The 20897-nt window shown below is 44.9% G+C and carries 19 protein-coding genes; 13 read left to right on the forward strand and 6 right to left on the reverse strand.

Annotation, left to right across the window (positions count from 1 at the left end; translation table 11 throughout):
* Position 1: 1 nt before the first annotated feature.
* The 3 genes from AACU25_RS36745 to mobV all read right to left on the reverse strand — a co-directional run bounded on the left by AACU25_RS36745 (position 2) and on the right by mobV (position 3808).
* The gene (locus AACU25_RS36745; protein ID WP_096585713.1) at positions 2-673 is read right to left on the reverse strand and encodes an RNA polymerase sigma factor; all 672 of its coding nucleotides are present in this window, start codon (positions 671-673) and stop codon (positions 2-4) included.
* A gap of 212 nt (positions 674-885) precedes the next feature.
* Positions 886-1662, reverse strand: coding sequence for a DUF6884 domain-containing protein (locus tag AACU25_RS36750; protein WP_096585716.1), 777 nt, complete (start codon positions 1660-1662; stop codon positions 886-888).
* Positions 1663-2059: 397 nt separating this feature from the next.
* A complete protein-coding gene (gene mobV / locus AACU25_RS36755; RefSeq protein ID WP_096585718.1) occupies positions 2060-3808 on the reverse strand; it encodes a MobV family relaxase in 1749 nt (582 codons plus the stop codon).
* A 47-nt stretch (positions 3809-3855) separates the two neighbouring features.
* Here mobV and AACU25_RS36760 point away from each other — a divergent pair, with 47 nt between their 5' ends.
* The 5 genes from AACU25_RS36760 (at position 3856) to AACU25_RS36780 (ending at position 7208) form a co-directional block, all read left to right on the forward strand.
* Positions 3856-3990, forward strand: coding sequence for a hypothetical protein (locus tag AACU25_RS36760; protein WP_321206859.1), 135 nt, complete (start codon positions 3856-3858; stop codon positions 3988-3990).
* A gap of 232 nt (positions 3991-4222) precedes the next feature.
* Positions 4223-5521, forward strand: a complete 1299-nt coding sequence (locus tag AACU25_RS36765; protein ID WP_096585721.1) for a ParM/StbA family protein — start codon at positions 4223-4225, stop codon at positions 5519-5521.
* Entirely contained in the window at positions 5508-5978 is a 471-nt protein-coding gene (locus tag AACU25_RS36770; RefSeq protein ID WP_096585724.1) for a hypothetical protein, read from the forward strand. Before AACU25_RS36765 ends, AACU25_RS36770 begins: the two co-directional genes overlap by 14 nt.
* 262 nt (positions 5979-6240) lie before the next feature.
* Positions 6241-6693 carry a DUF6932 family protein gene (locus AACU25_RS36775; protein WP_096585727.1) on the forward strand — a complete coding sequence of 151 codons (453 nt, stop codon included), beginning with the start codon at positions 6241-6243 and terminating at the stop codon, positions 6691-6693.
* Positions 6690-7208: a helix-turn-helix transcriptional regulator gene (locus AACU25_RS36780; RefSeq protein WP_321206860.1), complete on the forward strand. Its 519-nt coding sequence runs from the start codon at positions 6690-6692 to the stop codon at positions 7206-7208. Before AACU25_RS36775 ends, AACU25_RS36780 begins: the two co-directional genes overlap by 4 nt.
* Positions 7209-7433: 225 nt before the next feature.
* Here AACU25_RS36780 and AACU25_RS36785 read toward each other — a convergent pair whose 3' ends face one another.
* The 3 genes from AACU25_RS36785 to AACU25_RS36795 all read right to left on the reverse strand — a co-directional run bounded on the left by AACU25_RS36785 (position 7434) and on the right by AACU25_RS36795 (position 13908).
* On the reverse strand, positions 7434-11180 hold the full coding sequence (locus AACU25_RS36785) for a DUF3854 domain-containing protein (RefSeq protein WP_096585733.1): 3747 nt from the start codon (positions 11178-11180) through the stop codon (positions 7434-7436).
* 816 nt (positions 11181-11996) lie between these two features.
* Positions 11997-13514, reverse strand: a complete 1518-nt coding sequence (locus AACU25_RS36790) for a helix-turn-helix domain-containing protein (RefSeq protein WP_096585737.1) — start codon at positions 13512-13514, stop codon at positions 11997-11999.
* Between the two features lie 223 nt (positions 13515-13737).
* Positions 13738-13908, reverse strand: coding sequence for a ribbon-helix-helix domain-containing protein (locus AACU25_RS36795; protein WP_016876050.1), 171 nt, complete (start codon positions 13906-13908; stop codon positions 13738-13740).
* 266 nt (positions 13909-14174) lie between these two features.
* On the opposite strand from AACU25_RS36795, the gene AACU25_RS36800 reads away from it, so the two are divergent.
* The 8 genes from AACU25_RS36800 to AACU25_RS36835 all read left to right on the forward strand — a co-directional run bounded on the left by AACU25_RS36800 (position 14175) and on the right by AACU25_RS36835 (position 20865).
* On the forward strand, positions 14175-15251 hold the full coding sequence (locus AACU25_RS36800; protein WP_096585739.1) for a ParM/StbA family protein: 1077 nt from the start codon (positions 14175-14177) through the stop codon (positions 15249-15251).
* Positions 15252-15253: 2 nt separating this feature from the next.
* The gene (locus tag AACU25_RS36805; protein WP_096585742.1) at positions 15254-15595 is read left to right on the forward strand and encodes a hypothetical protein; all 342 of its coding nucleotides are present in this window, start codon (positions 15254-15256) and stop codon (positions 15593-15595) included.
* On the forward strand, positions 15592-15882 hold the full coding sequence (locus tag AACU25_RS36810) for a hypothetical protein (RefSeq protein ID WP_321206861.1): 291 nt from the start codon (positions 15592-15594) through the stop codon (positions 15880-15882). The genes AACU25_RS36805 and AACU25_RS36810 overlap by 4 nt, the downstream gene beginning before the upstream one ends.
* 33 nt (positions 15883-15915) lie before the next feature.
* Complete coding sequence (locus AACU25_RS36815) at positions 15916-16263, forward strand: hypothetical protein (protein WP_096585745.1); 348 nt, start codon at positions 15916-15918, stop codon at positions 16261-16263.
* 61 nt (positions 16264-16324) lie between these two features.
* On the forward strand, positions 16325-17044 hold the full coding sequence (locus AACU25_RS36820; protein WP_096585748.1) for a GumC domain-containing protein: 720 nt from the start codon (positions 16325-16327) through the stop codon (positions 17042-17044).
* A 15-nt stretch (positions 17045-17059) separates the two neighbouring features.
* Positions 17060-17602, forward strand: a complete 543-nt coding sequence (locus tag AACU25_RS36825) for a hypothetical protein (protein WP_096585751.1) — start codon at positions 17060-17062, stop codon at positions 17600-17602.
* A complete protein-coding gene (locus AACU25_RS36830) occupies positions 17599-19638 on the forward strand; it encodes a type IV secretory system conjugative DNA transfer family protein (protein WP_096585754.1) in 2040 nt (679 codons plus the stop codon). Before AACU25_RS36825 ends, AACU25_RS36830 begins: the two co-directional genes overlap by 4 nt.
* A 336-nt stretch (positions 19639-19974) precedes the next feature.
* The gene (locus AACU25_RS36835) at positions 19975-20865 is read left to right on the forward strand and encodes a DUF4351 domain-containing protein (protein ID WP_096585756.1); all 891 of its coding nucleotides are present in this window, start codon (positions 19975-19977) and stop codon (positions 20863-20865) included.
* Positions 20866-20897 lie beyond the last annotated feature (32 nt).

A 20897-nucleotide genomic window follows, 5' to 3' on the forward strand; every position in this document is an offset into this window, starting at 1 on the left:
CTTATCTGCCCTCCTCTGATGACTTGTTACCTTGGGCATAAGCTTGACGCAACTGTGCGATCGCACGGTGCTTTTTGGTGTAAGCTGCCCCTTGTGTTATGCCTAATGCAGCAGCCAAGAATTCTCCATCTAAACCGTCAACAAAAGCTAATTTAAGTACTTCTCGATAACCGTCATTTACCAATGACAGCAAATATTCCAACATTTCGGGGTCGGACGAATTTGATGATTTATTTAATATTCCTAAAATTTCTTCTTCTGAAAGACTTTCTGAATTTTGCTGCTTAAGTTTGCGAACTAAGGGGAGTTCGGCAATGGGTGTGATTCGCTGATTTTGCTGGGTTTGTTGACGTTGCCACCGTTGTACTTTTTTAGCTGCAATACCCAATAGCCAGGGATGAGCCAAACGATTAGGATCAAATTTATCAGCTATTTTGAATGCCTCCTCAACAGTTTCGTGGAAAATTTCCTCTGCTACTGTTGCGGTAAAATTGCGATCGCTGCTGTTACCCAACTTATCACCCGATTTTCTTATCGCTTGAATAACATAAACTTGAATTGTGTTTTGAAGAACTTGCCACTTTTCCTGAACTGCCTGACTTAGCAACTGCTGCTTCTGGTGCAATACAGAGTCATAGGACGGGTCTACTGGTTGCCCAACTTGTCGTTTCAATGTGACCTCCTAAACATTACCCCTGATATATAATTGCCAGCCAGGCGATAAATTATTACAGTGGTAACGACAAAAATTACCGCACTTTGCACATTCAATATCCTCCAAACATCGTTCCTAATATAGAATTGCCATGAGGTTGGTAAATTCTTACAGCTATAAGCAAAAATTTTTTGATGTCTTTAAAACAGCACTAGAACATACGTATTACTTCACACCCTTTTGACTTCAATGCCCAACTGTGCCAACAATCGCAGTGCTTCCTTGGTAGTAAAATCCCTAACTGATAGTCCAGTTAGTTGGCTAACTAACCACTTCGGCGCTACACGATTAGTACCAACGTCAACATACCAAGATTGAAAGCGAGTAAATTCCTGATCGTCTGTCTGCAACGCCTGGTAAGCAACATCAAGCACCTGTTGTGGAGTAAGTGCGACCTTTATACCCCGAATTTGATTTTTTTTGTGGCAGTGAAGCGATTTGGGTAGACCACAGGTTATGTCTGGTGGCTTCCCGTACAACCAATCATGTAATTGACTTAACTTTCTGCCCAAGCTACCAGAGGCGATTCGGATGTTCAAGTTCGCTGGGAGTATAGTTTCGTAGCCGTTTATTGCTTGGAGATAATCTCTCCCAATGCTAATAAAGATTTCCTGGTAGAGTCGGGACTTGACAACATTTTCTAGTTCAGCGAGAACTCCTGACCGCAATTGCTGCGCTCTTGTGGCTGTCATTCGGCGATCATAATACGGTATCAAGTGATGCTGAGAGATTAAACCGAATTCTGCTGACAGAATACATACGTTTATTGGCGGCAACTTTGAAGGACATTGCCTCAGAAAACGACGCAGCACAAGAAAACTTGGGCCATCATACCGAATGATTGCAGGTAGTAACCCAGGATCTGAACGCTTGCGTTGAGAACACCCAATAATTAATAGACTGCGGGTATTAGCAGTATTCGTACCTTCATAGCTCTGGAGAGACATGATGATTTCTTATGATGCAATAACATCCCAGCTAGACTTACTAATTATGTTTGACTTCCGCAAACAGTGGCATAATCCGCTTGCGAATACGGTATTGAGTTAGACTAAGCCGCTCCATCACCAGGGTGACTCCCCTACTCTGGTATCGACCGATTCAGAGAATACGTGTGAGGGTTATCTCGTTCCCAACTTCCGTTTTTTTTTCGCTGTACTTAGGCTCCCACTTTCCACCAGGTTTATTGAGAGTGCTACCAGGTCACTCGGCAACTGCTGTTAGTAGCAAGGATTGCGAATGCTAAATCTGCTTGGCTAATTCCACCCTGGTTCAATTCCCTTTTTAGTGGGTTGACCAAGTTTAGAGAATGTCCAAATATCTCGTTTGTGCTAGAACACCGATTTAGTCCCTTTCTAATTGTTTATTATGCTTTTGTTCAGACTTTTGCAGCTGCTCCAATAGCTCTTGATTCCAATCCTTGGCTTGAGGTCTTACCCTACAAGAGAGAGGCAATAATTCCATAATTGCTTGTGCCGTTTCATCCCCAGCAGCATCATTATCATAAGCAGCTACCACTGTGGGAATATTCTTAAGGAACTCCACAGACACACTCCTAACGCTATCAGCTGCCATACAAATTGTCCTTTGTTGGGGCATTTCTCCCAGTGCTTCGACTTCCAACATGGCAAAAGACAGTGCATCAACAGGAGATTTACATAACACTACTCTCTGTATTTCATCACTTGGTTGTCCTCCCCAACGTATATAAAACCACCCCTCAGTACGTTTGGTGCCAGTGGCATATCCTATGAAAGTATTGTCTTCACCTCTCGTCCCCCTCAAAAACGCCCCAGTAGTTTCACCATTCAGCCCTCTCATCAAAAACACAGCATTTTGTTGAGAGTCTGCATAAACTAACCCGCTTGTGTGGAGGTGTTGCACTAAGTTTTCAGGCAATCCCCGTTTCTGCGTCAAATAGTTGTAAACTGCCTGCCAGTTGCTTTCGTCCTCGACAGGGGGTACAAACTGGGGCGTTGGTTCTGTTCGGGCAATCTCAGCAGCCTGTTCCCTGGCGTGGTGGGTAACGGCTCTCTCCATTTCAGACTCACCAAAGCGGTCATTTAACCAGGAGATCGCTTCTTTAAAGTTGCACCCGTTTACGTGCATCACCAGGTCGATAGCCCCGCCGCCACCTTTATTCACACTGGGAGAAAAGTCATACCATTTAGAACCATCTATATTAATGATGTGGCCCACACCTTTCCACCGGAGATTGCCTTTGGTATCTTGAGTTAGTCCCAAATGCCATGCCACATCTTCTAGGGGGAGGTCTCGGAGTTGGTCAGCAAGTTGGGTTCGCTCAGAACGCAACTGTTGGTTTTCGGCTGACAACTGTTGAATGCGTGCTTCTAGTGCTTCATTTTCTTTGACCAGTTGTTTAGCAGTCGCTTCCATCTCCTTTTTCTTTCTAATAGCCCTATCTCTATCAGCAGATTTAGCTTGAAGTTGTTCGCTTGTAAGTTTCCCAGGTTCTAGGTCTTTCCCCTCTTCCACAATCCGGTAAAAGTCTTTTATATCCTGGTGTTGGGCTTTGCTACCCTTGATGCCTCTTTCTAACCCCAGGTGCTGCATCGCGGTGTGGTAGTCATCCTGAAAAGCCATCATCTTTTGGCGACCGTCGAAGAAATGATTACACCGGAGTTGTCCGTCCTTGTCGAGGGGTACGAGGTAGGCGTGCAAGTGTGGTGTCGCCTCATCTAAGTGCAACTCGCACCTCACAATTCGGTCTTGGTAAGCATCCTGTAACCATTTGAGGTTTGCATCAACCCATTGTTTAAGTTTGTCTTCGTGGTAGTACCCAGCGCGAGTTGGGTCATCTGGACGATAGTACTGGGGCGATGCGGTGAGGAGAATCTCGACACAGTAGACAGCATCAGTTCTGATTTTTCGCTTTTGTTCGTATTGCCCAATCTTCGCCAGTACCAAATCCTCCAAGTGTTCGTTTTGTTCAGTGCTGCCGATGAGCCTGATATTTTGCTTTTCTGGGTCAGCGTTAGGTGTTTCACGTGTTCGGGCAGTATGCGCTTCACTGCCAGCAAGATTGTGCCGCTTGAGTTTTTTGGTACGGGCGATCGCGTAGCCGTATGTCATATTTGAGTTGAATCATCGTGGTTTTCATGGTGTGTTTGTGCTGATTGATGGGAAGATTAACTGTAGTGAATGCTTTTATTGCTGATAGAAGCATCCGCGATATTCCCCCGAAGGGGCGAACGCAGGTTATTTGTGACGAGCGACAGCAAGGCATTGCCACAGGCAACCCGCAGGGCAAATAACCGTAGTGAGTACGACTATTTTATACTCTCCACCCGAAATCTGTCTTTGGGGTAGCACCTGGTGCAGATATGGCACAGTTTGAGTGCAATTTCTGCACAATTTATGTGGGCTACCGCAATCAAGAATCGGCTCATTAGGTATACCACTTGGTGCAAAATACGTAGATTTTTTGAGGCGATTTGAGGCATTGTTGAGCCAAGATGGTGCGGTAGTCATTTTCTGATTGGATGCATGGCCGACATCTATCTCAGCGTGGACGTGGGTGGGTCGCAAACTAAGATTATTTATCAGCTAGCTGGCTCTAAAAAACCCAATTATTTACTAATGCCACCTGCTGTTGAGGAGATTACCAAAACAAAACTCGACAACTACATGGCACGTTTGGGGTGGATTGGTAGTCCTAGCCCCGACCAACAATTATGGGTTGTCTGGGATGAGCGTGTAGTGGTGTTGGGTGATTTCGCTGCTTGTTTTGATCCCCAAGACAGAATTAAGGAACTCAAGTACGAGAATGCTTTGTGGAAGGTGTTGGGAGCTATTGGGCTGATTGTAGAAACTAGCAATATTAAGGTATCGCCGAAAAAGCCGTTAAAGGTGGAGTTGGCGCTGCTGCTTCCCTGGAATGAATATAGCGATCGCCGCAAGTTTGAGGAGCAATTACGAGTAATGCTGGCTGGCTTTGGGGTACGAAATACTCCATTGAAGGTGAATTTGCAACGCTTTTTATGCCGTCCAGAAGGTGGGGGATTGGCTGCTGTGAGGATTAAGCAAGAGGGAATTGATTGGTTGCGTTCCCAACAGTTGGGGGTGCTGATGTTTGGTCACAGGAATACGACTGCACTTTACTTCGACCGAGGACAGTTAAAGCTGGGAGATAGTCCGCTATTGGGGTTTGCCAATATGCTGGATATGGTGATTGAGATGACGAGCGGTCTAGACCGGGAACGTTTAGCTGGGGCTATATTCCAAGCGCGGTATGCTGTTCTAGATGAGATATATAACCCAAATTATAATCACACCCGCCGTCCCAACTGGTCTACATGTGCGGCAATTATTGCTTTAGCCAGTGCCAAAGACCCAAATTTAAGAGATAAGGAAGTTCAAGATATAGATAAGGCTATCTCTGTGGCGACGGCTGAGTATTGGGATAAGTTAGAGCGGTGGATGAGTCGGGTTTTGCCTGCCCAACTGGACGAGGTGATTATTGGTGGGGGTGCGGCTTACCACGTTGAGCCGGAGTTGGAGAAATATTTCAACTGCGAACCAAAAATAGAAACTCAGTCTAGTTTAAGTAGGGACAGTTACGGTAGTGGCGGTACAAAAATTAGAACTTCGGGATACAAAAGTAAGAATTATAACAAACATTTCACACGGATGATTTGGGGTAGTGGTATAAGCGAGCAGGTTAAACAAACTTTTAACTTGGAGAAAAAGCTGTTTGGGGAACAGTGTACTTCCTCTCGCCTTGTGGACTGCTTTGGGCTATTTGATTATTTGGTGGGGCTGGAGGCTACTAATGACAAGAGTTAGGAGAAAGCGCCTGAGTTTGAGTCTGCGTCTCCAACCTTATGAGGGCGACCCAATGGCGGAAGTTGTTGACTACCTGAACTCTCTACCCAAGGATGAGGTTAACCGGAAGGTGGCTGATATTCTGGTGGCAGCTTTGTTGCCTTATGCCCGATACCACAGTGGGAAGTATACTCAAGAGCAGTTGCGCTTTGCGTGCTGGGAAGCGCAGGATTCTTTGAACAAACATGGCAGTAATATGCGTTTGGCTTTGGGGGTGGAACAGCCACAGTTTGTGTTGCAAAATCAGGTTATGCCTCAATCAGGAGTGATGGTAAATCCCAATCCCCCAACCCATCACAATAGCGCCACTAATCAGCCTGACACTGAGGCAGACGCTCCCGATTCAAAAAGACCAACAACTCTTATTCCAGGTCAGGTTTCATCACTTGATTTGAATACGATTTTTGGAGTTGATTAAGCGAAGAATTTTTGAAGTGCCAGCAGCGGGGTGAGATTTGTGAACTGTTCAGTTGGTTTTGTAGTTTTAATGTAGCTTGTTAGTAGTATTAAGTGCTGGCTGTGACTCTAAAATCAGTTTCCAACCTAGAAGCAAATAGGTGTGACTTGCTCAAACCCAATGAAAAAGATAGTTGCTGTAGTCGTTCTGTTAGATCATGCTGAGTTTAAATAATTATGGGACACTCATAACCGGATAATGAAACTGTGTTAGGGTGTGAGAAATGATTCCAGAATTTAACGACAATGGGAATTTACCACCAGGGGTACACTGGGCAGAATGGGAGGAATTTAAGGAAATATTTGGTACTTCTTTAACTAGACAGCGCATGGTAGATGGTCTAGAACTGGCAATGACCCAATTAAAAGCAGCAGGCTGTAGAACTATTTATATTGATGGTAGTTTCGTCACCACTAAACAAAAGCCTGGAGACTTTGATGCTTGTTGGGAGGACAATGGGGTTGATATAAATTACCTACAATCTATTGCTCCGGCTTTATTTAATTTTGCGCTCTTGCGTGCCGAACAAAAAATTCAGTACAAGGGTGAAATCTTTCCGTCAAATTATCCAGCTAATGATTCTGGTACAGCCTACATAGATTTCTTTCAATTTGATACCAGGACGAATACGCGCAAAGGAATTATTGCTATAGATTTACAAAGGTGGAAACCATGATGATCAAAAACGAGCAACAATATCAAAATTCCTTAGATTGGTTGCAACGCTTTGAGCAGTCTATAGCCCAATTGGATAACAATGAACAATTGAAGGCAGAACCAGAACGGTGGAAGCTTCACCGAGATTCATATCAGAGTCAAGTTGACGAGTTAAAATTAGAAATTGCAGAATACGAAAGACTTATTAATTGCGACACCAGCAATCCTTTAAAAATTAAAATTGATTCTTTAAATAAGCTACCAAATGCTTTAATTAAAGCTCGGTTAGCAGCCAAAATTAGTCAACAAGAACTTGCTGATAGATTGGGAATTGATGAACAAAGAGTTTATGAGTATGAGGATACAGATTATCAATGTGCCAGTTTTGTAGAAATTCTCGAAGTCAGCACTGCTTTGGGTGTTGAATTTGAAACTGCAACTGTGCAAGTGGACTTCGCAGAAATAGAAGCAGTTAAAAAAAGCGTTGACAAATGGCGCAAGGAAAAAATGAATATTAAAACTAAAGCTTCATAAGTAGGGTTGACAGGATGAAAACTCCAAGACAATTGGTGTAATGTCGCCCAGATGTGCGTTGGCGCAATAAATAGGTACTATACCTAACCTATTAAATAGGTACTGGAAAGCTGTTTAGTACCTATTTGTTGGGAAATTCAGTTTGGAGTTGAAGTTTGGCAGCAGAAACTGTGCCACGTTGGTGACTCGACTGGTTCAAGGTATTTTTGAAGAGCAATTAGATAGTTACAAACTCAACCACACATAGAAGTTTGGTATTATTTGTTCCAATTTACGTAGTTCTGCTGCGGCAATTTCCTCAAGCAGCAGGACTGCACACCACCGCCGCTCTTCACTCCAACTGCTTAGGATGGCTTTTACAGCCGTAACTCCATTCTTAATGCCCTCCCTTAGTAATTCAACACAAGCTTTTATCGGGGTGTTTTCTCCATCTTCTGGTTCACAATCTCCAAAATTGATGCTTTCAACTTTGGTATCCACCCCCGACAATGGGGGTTCCTCTATACCATTATGGGGGGGGGTGGATACAGGGTCAGTCGGAGGTGCAACCCCCTTCGGGTACTCTTCGAGAACCCCTTCGGGGAACGCAGTTGCTTCAACGGGGGGAACCCCCGCAACGCACTGCTCACCATATCTAGCCTGCATTGCAGCCTGATATCGCTGTTGGTCAAGGGCTGCTTGTCTCGCCCGTTCTTCCTTTTGGGCACGTTTACTGGCACGGTGGTTAATCACTGCATAAGCAAAATTCAATTCCTCTGGAGCTAGTGAGAAATGTTTAACCTGTTTACCCCGTGGGCCAACTTTACGGTCAACCAATTTTAATCCCAGTTGTTCTAGCAGAACCCCCAGCAGCCATATTGGTTGGCAGTTAGAGGGAACTGTGAAACCCAAAATCGCTTTAACATGAGGCGCACAATATTTGGCGATATCGGTCATTCTCAATAAGTCGGGGTCATGAGCCGTAACTTCCTCCCCGGCTACTAAGCGTTTGAGAATATCATGCAGTCCCAAGTTAAACCTAGCCAACCACCGCGCCGAGTAATTGCCCCAGTCCATGCACAATGGTAGGTGGAATCGCTCCTGAAGGTCTTTGTCTGCCACAATTTTTGGCGGGGAAGGGTATTGTCTTCCGGTACGCGCATCCACAATTGTGCCCTCTGGCTCTTTAAGGATTGCTTCTAAATGGGCGATCGCCCTAGACAATCTGCCTGAGTTGTCTTTTTCCACCAGAAGAGGAGTTACGGGCATTCCATAAGCATCCAGTATGCGGAATTTCTCACATTCAAACACTTCTGACGGTGTGAGGTAGTCTTTGCTAGTACGCTGGCGATATTCGCTCTTGGAGATATCTTTGGCTTTAGCAACAGCTGCGTAATAAGCAGTATCTAAAGCAGCAGCGGCATTTTTAAGACGCTCTTGGGCTAGTTTATCTTCCTCCGCACCCATAGGTATAATTTGATTGCCCATCTCGGTCAGCAGTTCCCGTAAATCAGCCCGCAGATTGTTGATTGATTGATGACGAGAAGCCATGATTTGGCAGTACGCATCTAATGCCCAATCTTTCTCAGCACCACGAGAGCCAGTTTCCCGGTCAATCCGCAGCAGGAAAGCTGTCATTTCATTAGTTTGCAGTAACCGTTCTTTGATTTTGGTGGCGTTGGTGTCAAGGTAGCCAAAGGGCGGTCGCTGTGCTACCCAGACGTGAATTGGTACTTTTGGGCGATAGCGGTACAGTTGTTGGGCGCATTCGGTAGCAGTTTGGGAAACCCCGTGAAAAACGCCAAAAACGGCATCAAAATGATAATTAGGTATATCCACCCCCGTACCAAGGCTAGGAGAGGTTAAAAGGGCATCTAGACCCTTTACAGCGTTAGTTATGTCTTTAATGAAGGCAACATTTTCTTCACTACCGGAGTTTTCGGAGTGAATCGCCCATACTTTTAGGGGTCTGGGGTTGCTCTTCTGGGGTGTAGTGCCATGAGTTGGTATGGGGGCTAGGGGTTCCCTCTGGGGCTGGGATCTGTGAGAAGCGGAGTTGTGTACTCTGGTTTCTTCCGTTATGGGTGAGAAACTTTCCCCTAAACTGCCATCTGAAGTGTATGGGGTTGTAGGCGATGCTGTGCTTTCTTCCCCAACACCCAGATCTTGCTCATCTGAGTCTTCCACCCGCACCGACATAGAGAGCGACTGTTCAAGTTTCTTAATAAAGCGCTTGGAGTCGGAAACCACCATGATTTTCTGTCCCATCATTAGCGCTGCCGAAATTTGGGCAACTAGGGCAGAAGAATCATCTCCCTCATACCAGTAGATTGGGCGATCGCCATTTTTCCACTCGTTTTTGATAATCAAAGGCTTTTCGCCCACAGGACGCATTGCTCGGAAGAAATCCACTGTCACGTCGTCCATGTGCGCGTCGGCGATGACGACCAAGGGCGCATTATACACGATGTATTCCAGTACTTCTAAAATTTGTGCCCGGTATTCTTTGCAGGTTTTGCTGTGCAGTAGGTGGGTGAGGTACTGGCAAGCTTCATCGATAAACACGCAGCCATAGGTGAGGGCTTGAGTGTTAAGTTTGTGCAAGCTGTCGATGGTGATGCTGAGGGCAGTAGCTTTGGCTAAACCTGTATAACCCAAATCAGAGTACATCTCGGTGTTAAGACGTTCTGCCAGGTTTTTCAGTAAATTAACCCGATGCCCGTTATTGAGGAACCGCTTGTCGGGATGTGCAATGCGCCAGTGTCGCATGAGTTCGGTTTTACCCGTGCCCATGTCACTCCACAAGACAACCAGTCCGGACTGGGGAAGTAGGAAACTCTGGGAGTCGTGGCTATGAGGCTTGGACTCACCTTTGGGAGTGGTGGCTATGGGGCTTTCGGGGTGGGAACTCCCCTTTGGGTTTGGGGACTTTGCAACTGTGGGGGAATGGCTCATGAAGGAGAACCCCACCTCATCTTCCCCTACACCCTGGACTGAAAGGGCTTGAGTTAGGTACTTGACATTTACTGTAATATGTGGTTTGTATTTGCTGCTTAGTCCCCGGTGTTTCTGGAAGTACGAGCGCTGGTAATCTTGAAGGCTTTTGGCATCATCGACGATCGCACTCAGTAACTCGTCGGCTTTTTCACCACGGGCAACAACAAAATCATCTACGCCTTTTTCTGGCCCTGGTAGCAATGCTACCTCACAGTGACAACCAACGGCCTCAATTGTCTTGCCAGTACGCACGGTGGCTTGGAAGACTGACCAACGAGTTTTAAGTTTTGTTTCGTAGTCGAAAAGGATGATAAACTTGCGCCCCTTTTGTGCTAATGGCATTAAATCGGGGTGCAGGCGTTCGTCAAAGTCTTTTTTCCCAACCCGTCCGTTCCAGATACCGGGGAGGGCGATCGCCACAAACCCAAGACTTAACAAGCTAGCGGCTTTCTTTTCGCCTTCACACAAAATTATGGGGATTTCTGGGTGTCGCTGCACCCACTCCCAAAATAAGCGCGGATTAAGCCTGTCTTGCAAGCGCAGGGCTAGGGGGGAATGATACCGCTTGATATTGTACCGTTGCGCTACTAAATCCCAAATACAGTTAGGGACATCGAAGTAGGTGACACGGTTGGGCGTTTTGGGTGGTGATTCGTATTTGACGGGCTTGCCCTTTTCTTGGTCAATCCGGGGTAGGGAAGGCTTAAATCGCCCCCATTCCATCGGTTGCCAGTTGTTTTGGGGGTCAAGTCCTGAAATCCATAATCCCCCGTCTGTGGCGTGCTGGTACTGCTTTAAGAAGCCATCTGTGACTCGACCAGCATTTTTGCGGGGGATGGCATTGGAGATGAACAGGGAGGAGAAAACTGCTTCTCCTGCGAGATGGATGAAATTGCGCTCAATGAGGGCAGGGTGAATGGCGCTACCAAAGGCGAGTTCGTGGTACTCAGCAGGAGTTAGGTTATTTGGGTAATGGTTTGGGGTGTTGTCGTTCATGAAGCATCACCCCTTCTGCCACTATTACACCTCAATAGTCCGGGAATGGGGCACAAAAGAGAGAAAGGTGAAGGGGAAAGCGATTGACTTGAGACTTTAGATACGCTTGCACTTTGTATAGAAATCTTCACGGTGGCTATTCCGGTACGGAACAACCTTCTTTCATACCATCCCGCTTTTTTGACCCTGAAAAATCGAGACCGCTTAACTTAATTAACTTAATTAAGCTTGTCTACCAAGCTGGAACTCTTGATTCACAAAGGTTTCAAAAAAAATGCGTAGGTCGATCCTATAAGTGGCGTAGGGCGATCCTATAGATTTCGTAGGGGGATTCTAGAAAAACTTGTCTACCCACTCAAAGCTATATGGAGTAAAGAGTTTTGGGTTTTTATTCTCAATAAACTGAGTAGACAAACGATTTATCAATGGTTTCAGCTTTTTACTTATTGAGAATAACTTGAAGCTAGAAAGATAAAAACAGCCCTAAACCTTTTATTGAAAGGGATTTGGGGCTGTTTATTTTAAGTCGGATGTAAGAATTAGTTTAAAAAAAGGTTAAAAAAAACTATTACCCGATTCTAGAGAAGTAGACAGAATGTAAGGTGATTTTAGGGAGAGTAGACAATGTAGGGTATGGCAGTTGAGAAGCGCTAAATGAGCATTTCAGCCAGGCTAGATTCTCAATAAAAAAGCTATTTGACTGCGATGCCTGCGGTGTTCTCGTTGCCATCGCACTATTAAATCGGTCATTTATACCCCTAATTTTTAGCCCCTAACTTTGGGGCACTGCTCCCGTAGACAGGCGCGATCGCATTTTCACTCGCTCATAATTTGGTTTAATTCTGGAGCTAACCACTCCCAAAGCAGTTTTAGATGAAGGGGTTGAATCTTACGGGTTCCATTGCACCACTTGCCAGGAAGCGATTTTTGCAAGCCTAGTTGCTCTGCAAGATGCGATTTAGTCCATCCTCTTAGTTTCAAAGCTTCTTCCAATGCCCATCCAGGAATTAGTTTTTGGCTATCTTCGACTGCTGTGGTTTTTTGCTTGTTAGTATGCGAATCTTTACTCTCGGTGAGTACAGTTTTAAGGTTTGTCTCAGAGTAAGGCTTGGGCTTGCTAACTGGAAGTGCAGGAGCGTTAATCGCTTCTAGCTTTTCCTGAATTTTTACAGTAGGTTTGATAATTACTTTGGCTTCTAGCCAAATATTTAGCCACCCGTTAGGTCGTCGCTGCCCTTCTATATTTTTATCTTCTGGTAATACCCAAATTGGTTGAATTGATTCTGGGTAGGTAACTAAATCAAAACTAATTTGCCAACCCAAATCTTGTAGGGTTAGTAAGGCATTATCCCACTGTTCAATTAGTTCCTTTCTTTTATAACGATTACTTGTACTCTGAAGCTCCTGCAATTGTATTTCTGAAAGATATCCTATCCGCTTTAGTAGTGTTCCTACCTTGTATTCTCCATCAATTTTAATTCGGCTCATTATGGTTAGGAATACTGCTAGCTTTGCAGCCATCGGATTGTGATAAGGATTGATTTGCAGAGTGCTTTTAGCTAAAAGTCCGTACTCATACAGTGAGCGGTAGTTTTCTAAATCCTGAAACGGTCGAACCCAGTCATTAGCCCCAACCGTGATGAATAACTCTGTAGGCTCGTCAGTCTCATTGCTAACTTTATTAGGCTGATTATGTTCCACGGTTGGAGATACGTCTCCTTCATATCTAAGCTTCAACCGCCACATAGCTTGAATTTCGGCTGAATATTTCATCCGTTTTAGATCAAGCTCATTAATGGTAATACTCAGGTGGGCTACTTGCTGGGCAAGAATTCCGAGTTTTTTCAGCTTATTACCTAAACTTAAATCCGTTCTATTACTCCAACCAAAAGTTTTAACTAAATCAGTTCCTTTGATGGTAAATGCACCTGACCAAGGTTGCTCTAAATCCGTGGCGCAAGACGCAAAAACTAAAAACATATAAGCAACTTCTGGGTTAAATTTCTGAATAATTTCCCAGGCTGCATTCCCAGCTACAAGTTCTATTCTGTTGGTTTCCGGGTTTTCTTTAATGATGTTGTGTTCTATGAAACCTTGACCAAAAAAGCGCCGAAAACAAGGAACACCCTCAATATCATCCCAAAGGGTTTTTCCTAAACAAGCTTGCGCTCCTGATAAGTAAGGGTGAGAAGTCATTACGGGAGCATCATCAGTTGTTTGAAATAATGGTGGTTTAGTCACGGGGGCTGTTTTTTTAACAAGCCCTACTAGTGAGCATAAATCCTCTACATAGAAGCTTTCATAATTATTTTTTATGCGAGCGCTGTTAGCCATAAAATTATTTTGAAATTATCTTTTACACCTGACTCCGCCCATATCAGCTAAATGCCGATGGTGTTGTAATCAACGTTGCTAAGGGGTGACTGACAGACCAATGTACTAAAAAGAGCCTAGTCAGTCGATAGCAACGTAGATTCCAGGTGCGCTAGCCAGATAGGCCGCGATCGCTCCCCTAATGGCAACGATGGGAGTTCTAAAGGGTTGATTTTTGCTACATTCACTTTTTCTCCTCTCTTTGTCTGCGTTCTCTGCGTTCAATCAATGCCCTTTTGACTATTGCAAGAATTAGCTGTGGCACAGACCTAAACTCAGATTCAGCCCACTGCTGCAACTCCTCATAGTCATCAGGGTCAAAAGTAACGGTAGTTCTGGGCTTCTTTGTAGGCATTCAAAGGCATAAATTATCTACTCAGTAGACATTATGCGCTGTCCTGCTACTTACCCTAATTAAAACAGCACTTGATGTACTAGTTGATAGGTGATGTACTTGATGCTATCCTAACATTCATAGACTAAAAACGCCCAAAAACCTTACTGCAAGCCTATTTGCTGTTGAATTTGGGTGACAGAGTTTTATTGTCAAAAAAATCGCCTCAATCATCTCCTGACAAAGGATTGAGCGCCTGAAACTCTAATATCTGGAGGAACTGAATAATGATTGCTACTCAGCTAAAAGAGGCTGAAACACCCCAAACTACCCCAGCAATAGCTGTAGGAGATGATTCAGGGGCAGGGCTAAAAAAGCTTTGCTTAGGTAATGGACTGAACCAAACAAGAGTCCGTACTCCCTCAAAAGTGCTGGAAATTAAGGAAGAATTGCACGATGTCCTGACCTCGAATGAAGGTGGACACTTCTTCTACCACTCAGGCGACAGGCAGGATTTAGTTGGGCGGGAATTCCTCACTGGTACACTCGCAGCCTGGAAAGCCCCAACAACCCACATCAAACTCAGTGACGACCCGGCACTAAAAGCTGAATATGGCTTGCATACGTTACTTGGGGCGTTGGCTACCCTGCCCTACCGTCAAGAGTGGAACCTGCATTTAGTGCTATCTATACATAATGTGAAAGTTTTCAAAAATTTGTTAACCGACAAAACCAGTGGCAGTCACACAGTCAGTTTCAACGGCAAAAATACGCCCACTTCACAGGTCAATTTGAACGTGAGTTTGGTTGTCCCCGAAGGTGCTGGCTCCTACTCCTACTGCGTTTCCGCTAAACCTGAACCATTAATTGACCGCAGCGCCCATGCCATCGCAGTAGATTTTGGTACATCCACAGTTATTCCCACAGTTTTCGCCCCAGGCGGCAGCATCATCCACCGCCAAGTGTTGGCAGTCGGTGGTTGTATCGACTTGTTGGATGCAATAGCCGCAGATCCAGAATTGGTTCAATTCTTGGGAACGGGCAAAGCAGGCAGCATTGAAATTATTCGCCAGGGTATTGAATCAAAGCAATTTCAGTATGGCACTCGCAATTTTAACTTCCGCCACATTTATGCCCGTCATCTCAAACCTTGGTTAGCAGATCGCCTGCGCCTTGCCTTTAAGGAAGTTGAGGAATGGCGAGATGCCGCTCAAAGTTTTGTCGCTTGGGGCGGTGGTGTCGAGATGCCAGGAATAGCCTCCATGCTGCAACGAGAGGGTATTACCCCAGTACCAGAGGGATGTTGGGCCAATGCAATTGGATTGCAACGGATGGCATTTGGCAGGATGCAGCGAGGGAAATAACTATGGCTGAGAACAAAAGAGTGCGCCTAGAGCCACATATTGAGGAATATCTAAAGTCACATGCACAAAGAGTATTAGACAAACCAGCATCGGCAGTTACTAGTGCTGAGTTAACCACCCTGACCAACGCCATTATCTACGAACACAAGTTGGCGCAGTCGATGGCGAAACAGATACCATTCGCCAAATTGTTTAGTTGGCTAATGAGTTGGGTTCCTGGTAGTAGAGTTGTTGGATTGAACCAACAGGCGACGGATGCCCCAACACTTAAAGCTTCTCTTCCAGAACCAGACAACTTTGAGTTTGACGCAGACTTGGGCGATTTGTACGAGGAGGCAGCATGACAATAGACCAAATCGCAAAACTCAACAAAATTGAGCAGTGGTTGGATGAAATCATCGCCAGTGCAGAGTTTAAAGCCATTGTCGATGACTATATCCCTTCCGTGGATGTAACCTTGGGTGACGCAAAGATGGCAGTTAGCCAGTTATTGAATTACCTACATGTAGATGTACCCAGAGGCGACGCAAAGATTTTGTCAGCCAGTGCATGGAATGTGCAGCCAAAGCATTTAAAGGAGAGTGACACCACCGACTGCGAATCTCAGGTGTCACTCCTCCTGCCTTCATAAATCCCAGTAACGAGATTTAGGACATTAACCATCATGACAAAACCAGTAACTTATTTCACCCAGACTGACCAAATTGACCGCCTTGTTGAACGCTTCGGGTCACAATTAGACTCCTTAGACCATACTGAGAAACTTGCCTTGAGAGCTACACTGACTTACTACCTGTTTCACATCGAAGTTGCTGAATTAGGAGAGTACACCCTGGAACACGCTGCTGATGAAACATTGCAGGGGTACTCAGAAAAAGAAGAGAGCAATATCCGTGAAGCGATCGCCATTCTTTTTGGCATTGCTGAAGACGAGGTAGAAGGGCTAATCGAAGCGCTGACTGCCCAACTCCGTTGGGGCAATACCAGAAAGATTTTGACTAGACATGGCTAGACATTAATAGTCATTAAGCAACGTCCCAGGCGTTGACCTGGGGCAATTTCTAGGAGGACTTATGGATTTTGGAATCAAAAACCCAGCAATGGGGCACAGCAGCCACGTTGACGAAAAGGCTCTTGCTTGGGGTGGTGTAGACGCTGATATTCTGGCTTATCTCTCGGATGTCAGCAAGTTAGAGCAGTTTGCAGACATGGCGCAGAACGCCGACCAACTCGCGCAGTACCTCGACCCGTTTTTAGAAAACGCCAAGACCTACTTCGAGGCAATGCAGAAGTTGGCAGATGGTCAGGTGACTTGGACGGAACTAAGGAAACAGTTTGGCTGGAAGGTTGCAAACGCGATCGCCAAAATCAGGAAGCTCAATGCCGAATTTGATGCCGAAATGCAGAAGGTTGATGCCCAAGATAGGGCTGACTTGCTGCGGATTGAGCAAAAGCGGAAGAATGCCCTTACTGAGATTGCCACACAACTGCACCAAGATTTACAAGCGGAACTTTGGCGACATGAAAACAAGATGTCCTCCATCGAGAGTCGCCACCAAGTAAGCGAACAACGTCAAACCATCCAGGAGGGACTAAGGGCGAGAAGGCAGGAATTACTTGCCCGTGCCAGATATGGCTCCAAGGCGTTGAACCCCCACCAAGAGCAACCAGAAACGATACCAGTATCAGTTGCTGCCAGTACTACACCAGCTAGTTCCGTATCAGCAAGTGGCACAGTTCGGGGCTTTGGAAATTGGTGGACGAACTTCTGGGATGGCTTAGGTAGGCGCTAAGGGGAGGATAGAGTCGTGTTGGCACGGAAGCCTGAAGATAAACCGACTAACACCAGCCCTTTTGAGTATATGGGGCTGGCACAACCACAACAGGTAAAATCCCAACAATCCAACACACAGCCTCCGCCCGTACCAGAGAACAACCGGGAACGGACATTTCGACGGGCAGGCAATCTATGCGAGATTGTGGCTGGAGCATCCCTCAACTCCGCCGTGATTTTTACCTTCCACCTGCTCCAAGTCCACCCTGTTGGTCTGCTTCTGGCGTTGGGTGTAGCACATTTGTACTTCACCGCGACGGCAGTAGGGGAGAAGGGGAGGCAAGTAACCAATATAATGACTGGCTGTAGTGCCTCCCTGGCTCTGCTGTGTTCCCTATCAGAACCTGTGGGCGAATGGTGGGAAGCAAGTACATCTAAATCTGTGGCACAAAGCGAAATCCAACAGATGTATGCACCACCTACCAACAAATCAAATTGGACAACGGGAGTAGGAATTGCAGTAGTTATTGGTGTTTTAGTTGTTTATATTACCAGTGTTAGTAGGGGGAGAAAATGAGCTACTTGACCCCCCAACACGAACAATTAGCTCGTCAGCAGCAGTCCAGCTTCATGCAGTGGTTCGGACAACTGCCTTTTGATAGGAAGATTGCAGCTATTGGGGTTTCTCTCACCATCGGCGTAACCTGTGCCGCGGCTTCGTGGACTCAGTTCGCGAGCGATCGCATTTACTTCTGCATTCGCACTCCCCACCAAGGACTACGGTGTGCCGATAATCACAATCGTCCTTACCGCATGACCTTATGGCACTGGCAGCAGTGGCAGAAAGACGGAGCGCCTACGGTTGTTGTACCCAATGAGGATATTTCACCCAAGGGTTTGGTCAAAGCTACTAACCCTTACAAACCCCTGTGGGCGATGGGTGCATTCGTTGGGTTTGCCGCTGCTGGTTGGATGCTCAGGCACTTGCAGGACACAGAACGCCAGCTAGCCAATTTCGAGACTGTAGCAGAGAAACGGGACTATGCACGGGCTGAACTCAAGGCTCAGTCAGAATTACTAGATGATTATCGCGCTGTTGCGGTTAAACAGGTAGAATTGCAGGCTGACCTAGAACTGATAGCCAACGACCACACGGTAGACATCCAAAAAGCTGAAATCTTGGGCGAAACCGAAATCAAAATCTCCCAGATAGAAGCCAACGACGCGGTGTTTGAAGCAGAAACTGCCGGGATGAGCGAGGAACAGAAGCAGGAGTACATCAACTTTCTACGCTCCTCAAAGACTCCATACCTGCAAGGAAGCCAAACTTTACAGGGAACAGTTGACCCCAGCGACAAAGTAGAAGGTTCGGGGGATAAAGAAGCACGCTTAGAAAGTGAAAATACTCAAGATGAACAAGATGGCGATTCATCCACCTACCAACCCAGTACACCAACAATACAACCAGCTTCTTCCACCAATAATCCCACCCTGGAGCCGCTTAATCGCATCTTGGGTGCCAAGCGCTCAACCCTAATTGTAGGTGGCACTGGTGCTGGTAAATCGGTGACTGAGAGCTATATGCTCAACAGGTTTAGTAAACGGTTTCCAATAGCTGATGTTTGGGCGATCGCTCAAAAGAATGACAGTTTTTGTGGGCTAGACAAAAAAGGACGGGTACTTTTATTTGACCCTTTAGAACCACAACTGGCGATGGCTGCCATTGACCAAGTTTACAGCATTTACGACCAACGCCGTCGAGTACCAGAACACCGCCGCCATGAATTTGATAATCAACCAGTCAGGTTAATCTTGGCTGATTGGCACTCTATCTACGAAACAGTAAAATTGGAAGCATGGTTTCAACCATACCTCAAGAAAATCAGCACCATTATTACAGTCGGTAGAGAACTAAATGTTTGCCTGATTATCGATACTCAATCGTTTAATTTAGCTGCCTTGGGTATAGGTGACAGTAATATTAGAAAAAACCTTTACATCATTGCCCAAGGCAATTACAACGTTGAAGCAGATGGTACAGTTAATGACAGCTATGGCGTACTGTACAACCTCATAACTAATGCCAAGATTGTGGAAGATGCAGAAAAGCGTTCCTCATTGAAAGAAAGATTCACCGAACTAAAATCACAATCCAAGCAACTAGGACAACCGCTAATATTTATTTCAGTTGACCCCATGCAGCTAGATATTCTCCCTGATATCACTAGTTATAAACCAGGAATCAAACCAGCTATTCAACTTGATACTGTAAGTCCGGAATATCTTGAGAATCTACTCAGGCTGGAATTCGATATTGATTTATCTACAACTAGTATAAATAGTCCACTTAATCAAACAAACAATCATCGGGTTGATGAAAATGCTAGTGATGAAAATCAAGCAATCTCAAATATTAAATTGACCGAGATTCAAACCAAACTGGTTGATTATCTCAAGGGTAAAGGTGCAAAGACTCCACGTCAAATTAAACAGAATGCAGGTAATAAATTCAAGGGCATATCGGAAGCACAAATTCGCGACGAACTCAACCTACTTGTGCAAAAAGAGAAAGTTATTTGTGCAGGTGAAGATAGTTACAGATTAGTCGATTAGGTTGGACTTCTGGTTGGGTTGGATAAATTCCACTTTTTTGGGAATATATGCACTTTTACCCAACACATCCAAAACCAACCTACATACCCAAAAGTATTAACATATCGAAATTACAGCATCCAACACCAATCCAACAATTCACTCTCTTACCCAACACCAATCCAACTTCTAACTAGTAGATAATCCAACAACAAATATTCACTCTATATCTCTACAATCAAGCTAGTTTTAATTAATAGCAATCGCTCAATCCTGTTTAAATAGTTATTTAATTGTCATCCAATGTATAATACAATTATTAATCATCCTCCATAAATATCACGAAATTAAATTTTAATGACGCGCTTTATACATGATAAATTCGCCAAAGACTATCTGGAAGAATTGTTAAAAGATTACGGAGAAGTCAAGGCATCAGAAAAAGTTTCAGGAGAGATTAAAGAAATAGATGTTTTATTCACTCCTGCCAAACAGCAAAGCTCTAATTTACAAGTGCTAGGATTGCTTGGAAGATTTGCTGAACATCCTGCGATAATAGAACCATTCCGCAATCCAGCTTCTACCGATGAAATATGCGACTGTATTCTAAAATTATTAGAAGTAAAGGCTCTCTTACGACGAGAAGCTAAAGCAAATAAAACCAAATTTCAGGACTCAGAAATTCCCAAGTTGTGGGTGCTAACACCCACCGTATCTGAAACTAGATTGTCTAGCTTCGGAACTATGCAAAAAGCAGGTTGGTTATCGGGAGTACATTTTCTGCCAGATGCCTTGCGGACAGCAATTGTAGCGATACACCAACTACCGCAAACACCGGAGACTTTGTGGTTGAGGCTTTTAGGTAGGGGAAGCGTGCAGTCACAAGCGATTATCGAGTTGCAGGCGTTACCATTAAATCATCCATACCAGAAAGCAACCCTCGAATTAGTTTACAACTTGCGTGAAAACTTGAGAGTAAATCAAGAATTAGAAGCAGATGATAGGGAGTTAGTTATGCGATTAGAACCACTTTATCAAAGAGACAGAGAACAAGCTATACAGTTCGGAAATAAGCAAGGAGAACAACGTCTAGTTATACGTCAACTCAATCGCCGTATTGGGGAAATTAATGCATCATTAATCGAGCGAGTTCAAGGATTATCGATTGAACAATTAGAGAATCTAGGAGAAGCATTACTAGACTTTTCTGGGATTGCTGATTTAGAAGCTTGGTTAAACCAACAATGAGTTAAAATCATCAGGAGATTAATTCATAACCC

The organism is Tolypothrix tenuis PCC 7101, assembly GCF_963874875.1.
GTDB classification, from domain to species: domain Bacteria; phylum Cyanobacteriota; class Cyanobacteriia; order Cyanobacteriales; family Nostocaceae; genus Aulosira; species Aulosira tenue.

What these genes read in the sequence shown, in the direction of transcription:
- AACU25_RS36820 (WP_096585748.1), top strand. Translation starts at nt 16,325, where the DNA reads ATGGATTTTGGAATCAAAAACCCAGCAATGGGGCACAGCAGCCACGTT.
- mobV (WP_096585718.1), bottom strand. Translation starts at nt 3,808, where the DNA reads ATGACATACGGCTACGCGATCGCCCGTACCAAAAAACTCAAGCGGCAC.
- AACU25_RS36790 (WP_096585737.1), bottom strand. Translation starts at nt 13,514, where the DNA reads ATGGCTAACAGCGCTCGCATAAAAAATAATTATGAAAGCTTCTATGTA.
- AACU25_RS36785 (WP_096585733.1), bottom strand. Translation starts at nt 11,180, where the DNA reads ATGAACGACAACACCCCAAACCATTACCCAAATAACCTAACTCCTGCT.
- AACU25_RS36800 (WP_096585739.1), top strand. Translation starts at nt 14,175, where the DNA reads ATGATTGCTACTCAGCTAAAAGAGGCTGAAACACCCCAAACTACCCCA.
- AACU25_RS36760 (WP_321206859.1), top strand. Translation starts at nt 3,856, where the DNA reads ATGGGAAGATTAACTGTAGTGAATGCTTTTATTGCTGATAGAAGCATC.
- AACU25_RS36835 (WP_096585756.1), top strand. Translation starts at nt 19,975, where the DNA reads ATGACGCGCTTTATACATGATAAATTCGCCAAAGACTATCTGGAAGAA.
- AACU25_RS36750 (WP_096585716.1), bottom strand. Translation starts at nt 1,662, where the DNA reads ATGTCTCTCCAGAGCTATGAAGGTACGAATACTGCTAATACCCGCAGT.
- AACU25_RS36810 (WP_321206861.1), top strand. Translation starts at nt 15,592, where the DNA reads ATGACAATAGACCAAATCGCAAAACTCAACAAAATTGAGCAGTGGTTG.
- AACU25_RS36775 (WP_096585727.1), top strand. Translation starts at nt 6,241, where the DNA reads ATGATTCCAGAATTTAACGACAATGGGAATTTACCACCAGGGGTACAC.
- AACU25_RS36805 (WP_096585742.1), top strand. Translation starts at nt 15,254, where the DNA reads ATGGCTGAGAACAAAAGAGTGCGCCTAGAGCCACATATTGAGGAATAT.
- AACU25_RS36770 (WP_096585724.1), top strand. Translation starts at nt 5,508, where the DNA reads ATGACAAGAGTTAGGAGAAAGCGCCTGAGTTTGAGTCTGCGTCTCCAA.
- AACU25_RS36765 (WP_096585721.1), top strand. Translation starts at nt 4,223, where the DNA reads ATGGCCGACATCTATCTCAGCGTGGACGTGGGTGGGTCGCAAACTAAG.
- AACU25_RS36795 (WP_016876050.1), bottom strand. Translation starts at nt 13,908, where the DNA reads ATGCCTACAAAGAAGCCCAGAACTACCGTTACTTTTGACCCTGATGAC.
- AACU25_RS36815 (WP_096585745.1), top strand. Translation starts at nt 15,916, where the DNA reads ATGACAAAACCAGTAACTTATTTCACCCAGACTGACCAAATTGACCGC.
- AACU25_RS36780 (WP_321206860.1), top strand. Translation starts at nt 6,690, where the DNA reads ATGATGATCAAAAACGAGCAACAATATCAAAATTCCTTAGATTGGTTG.
- AACU25_RS36830 (WP_096585754.1), top strand. Translation starts at nt 17,599, where the DNA reads ATGAGCTACTTGACCCCCCAACACGAACAATTAGCTCGTCAGCAGCAG.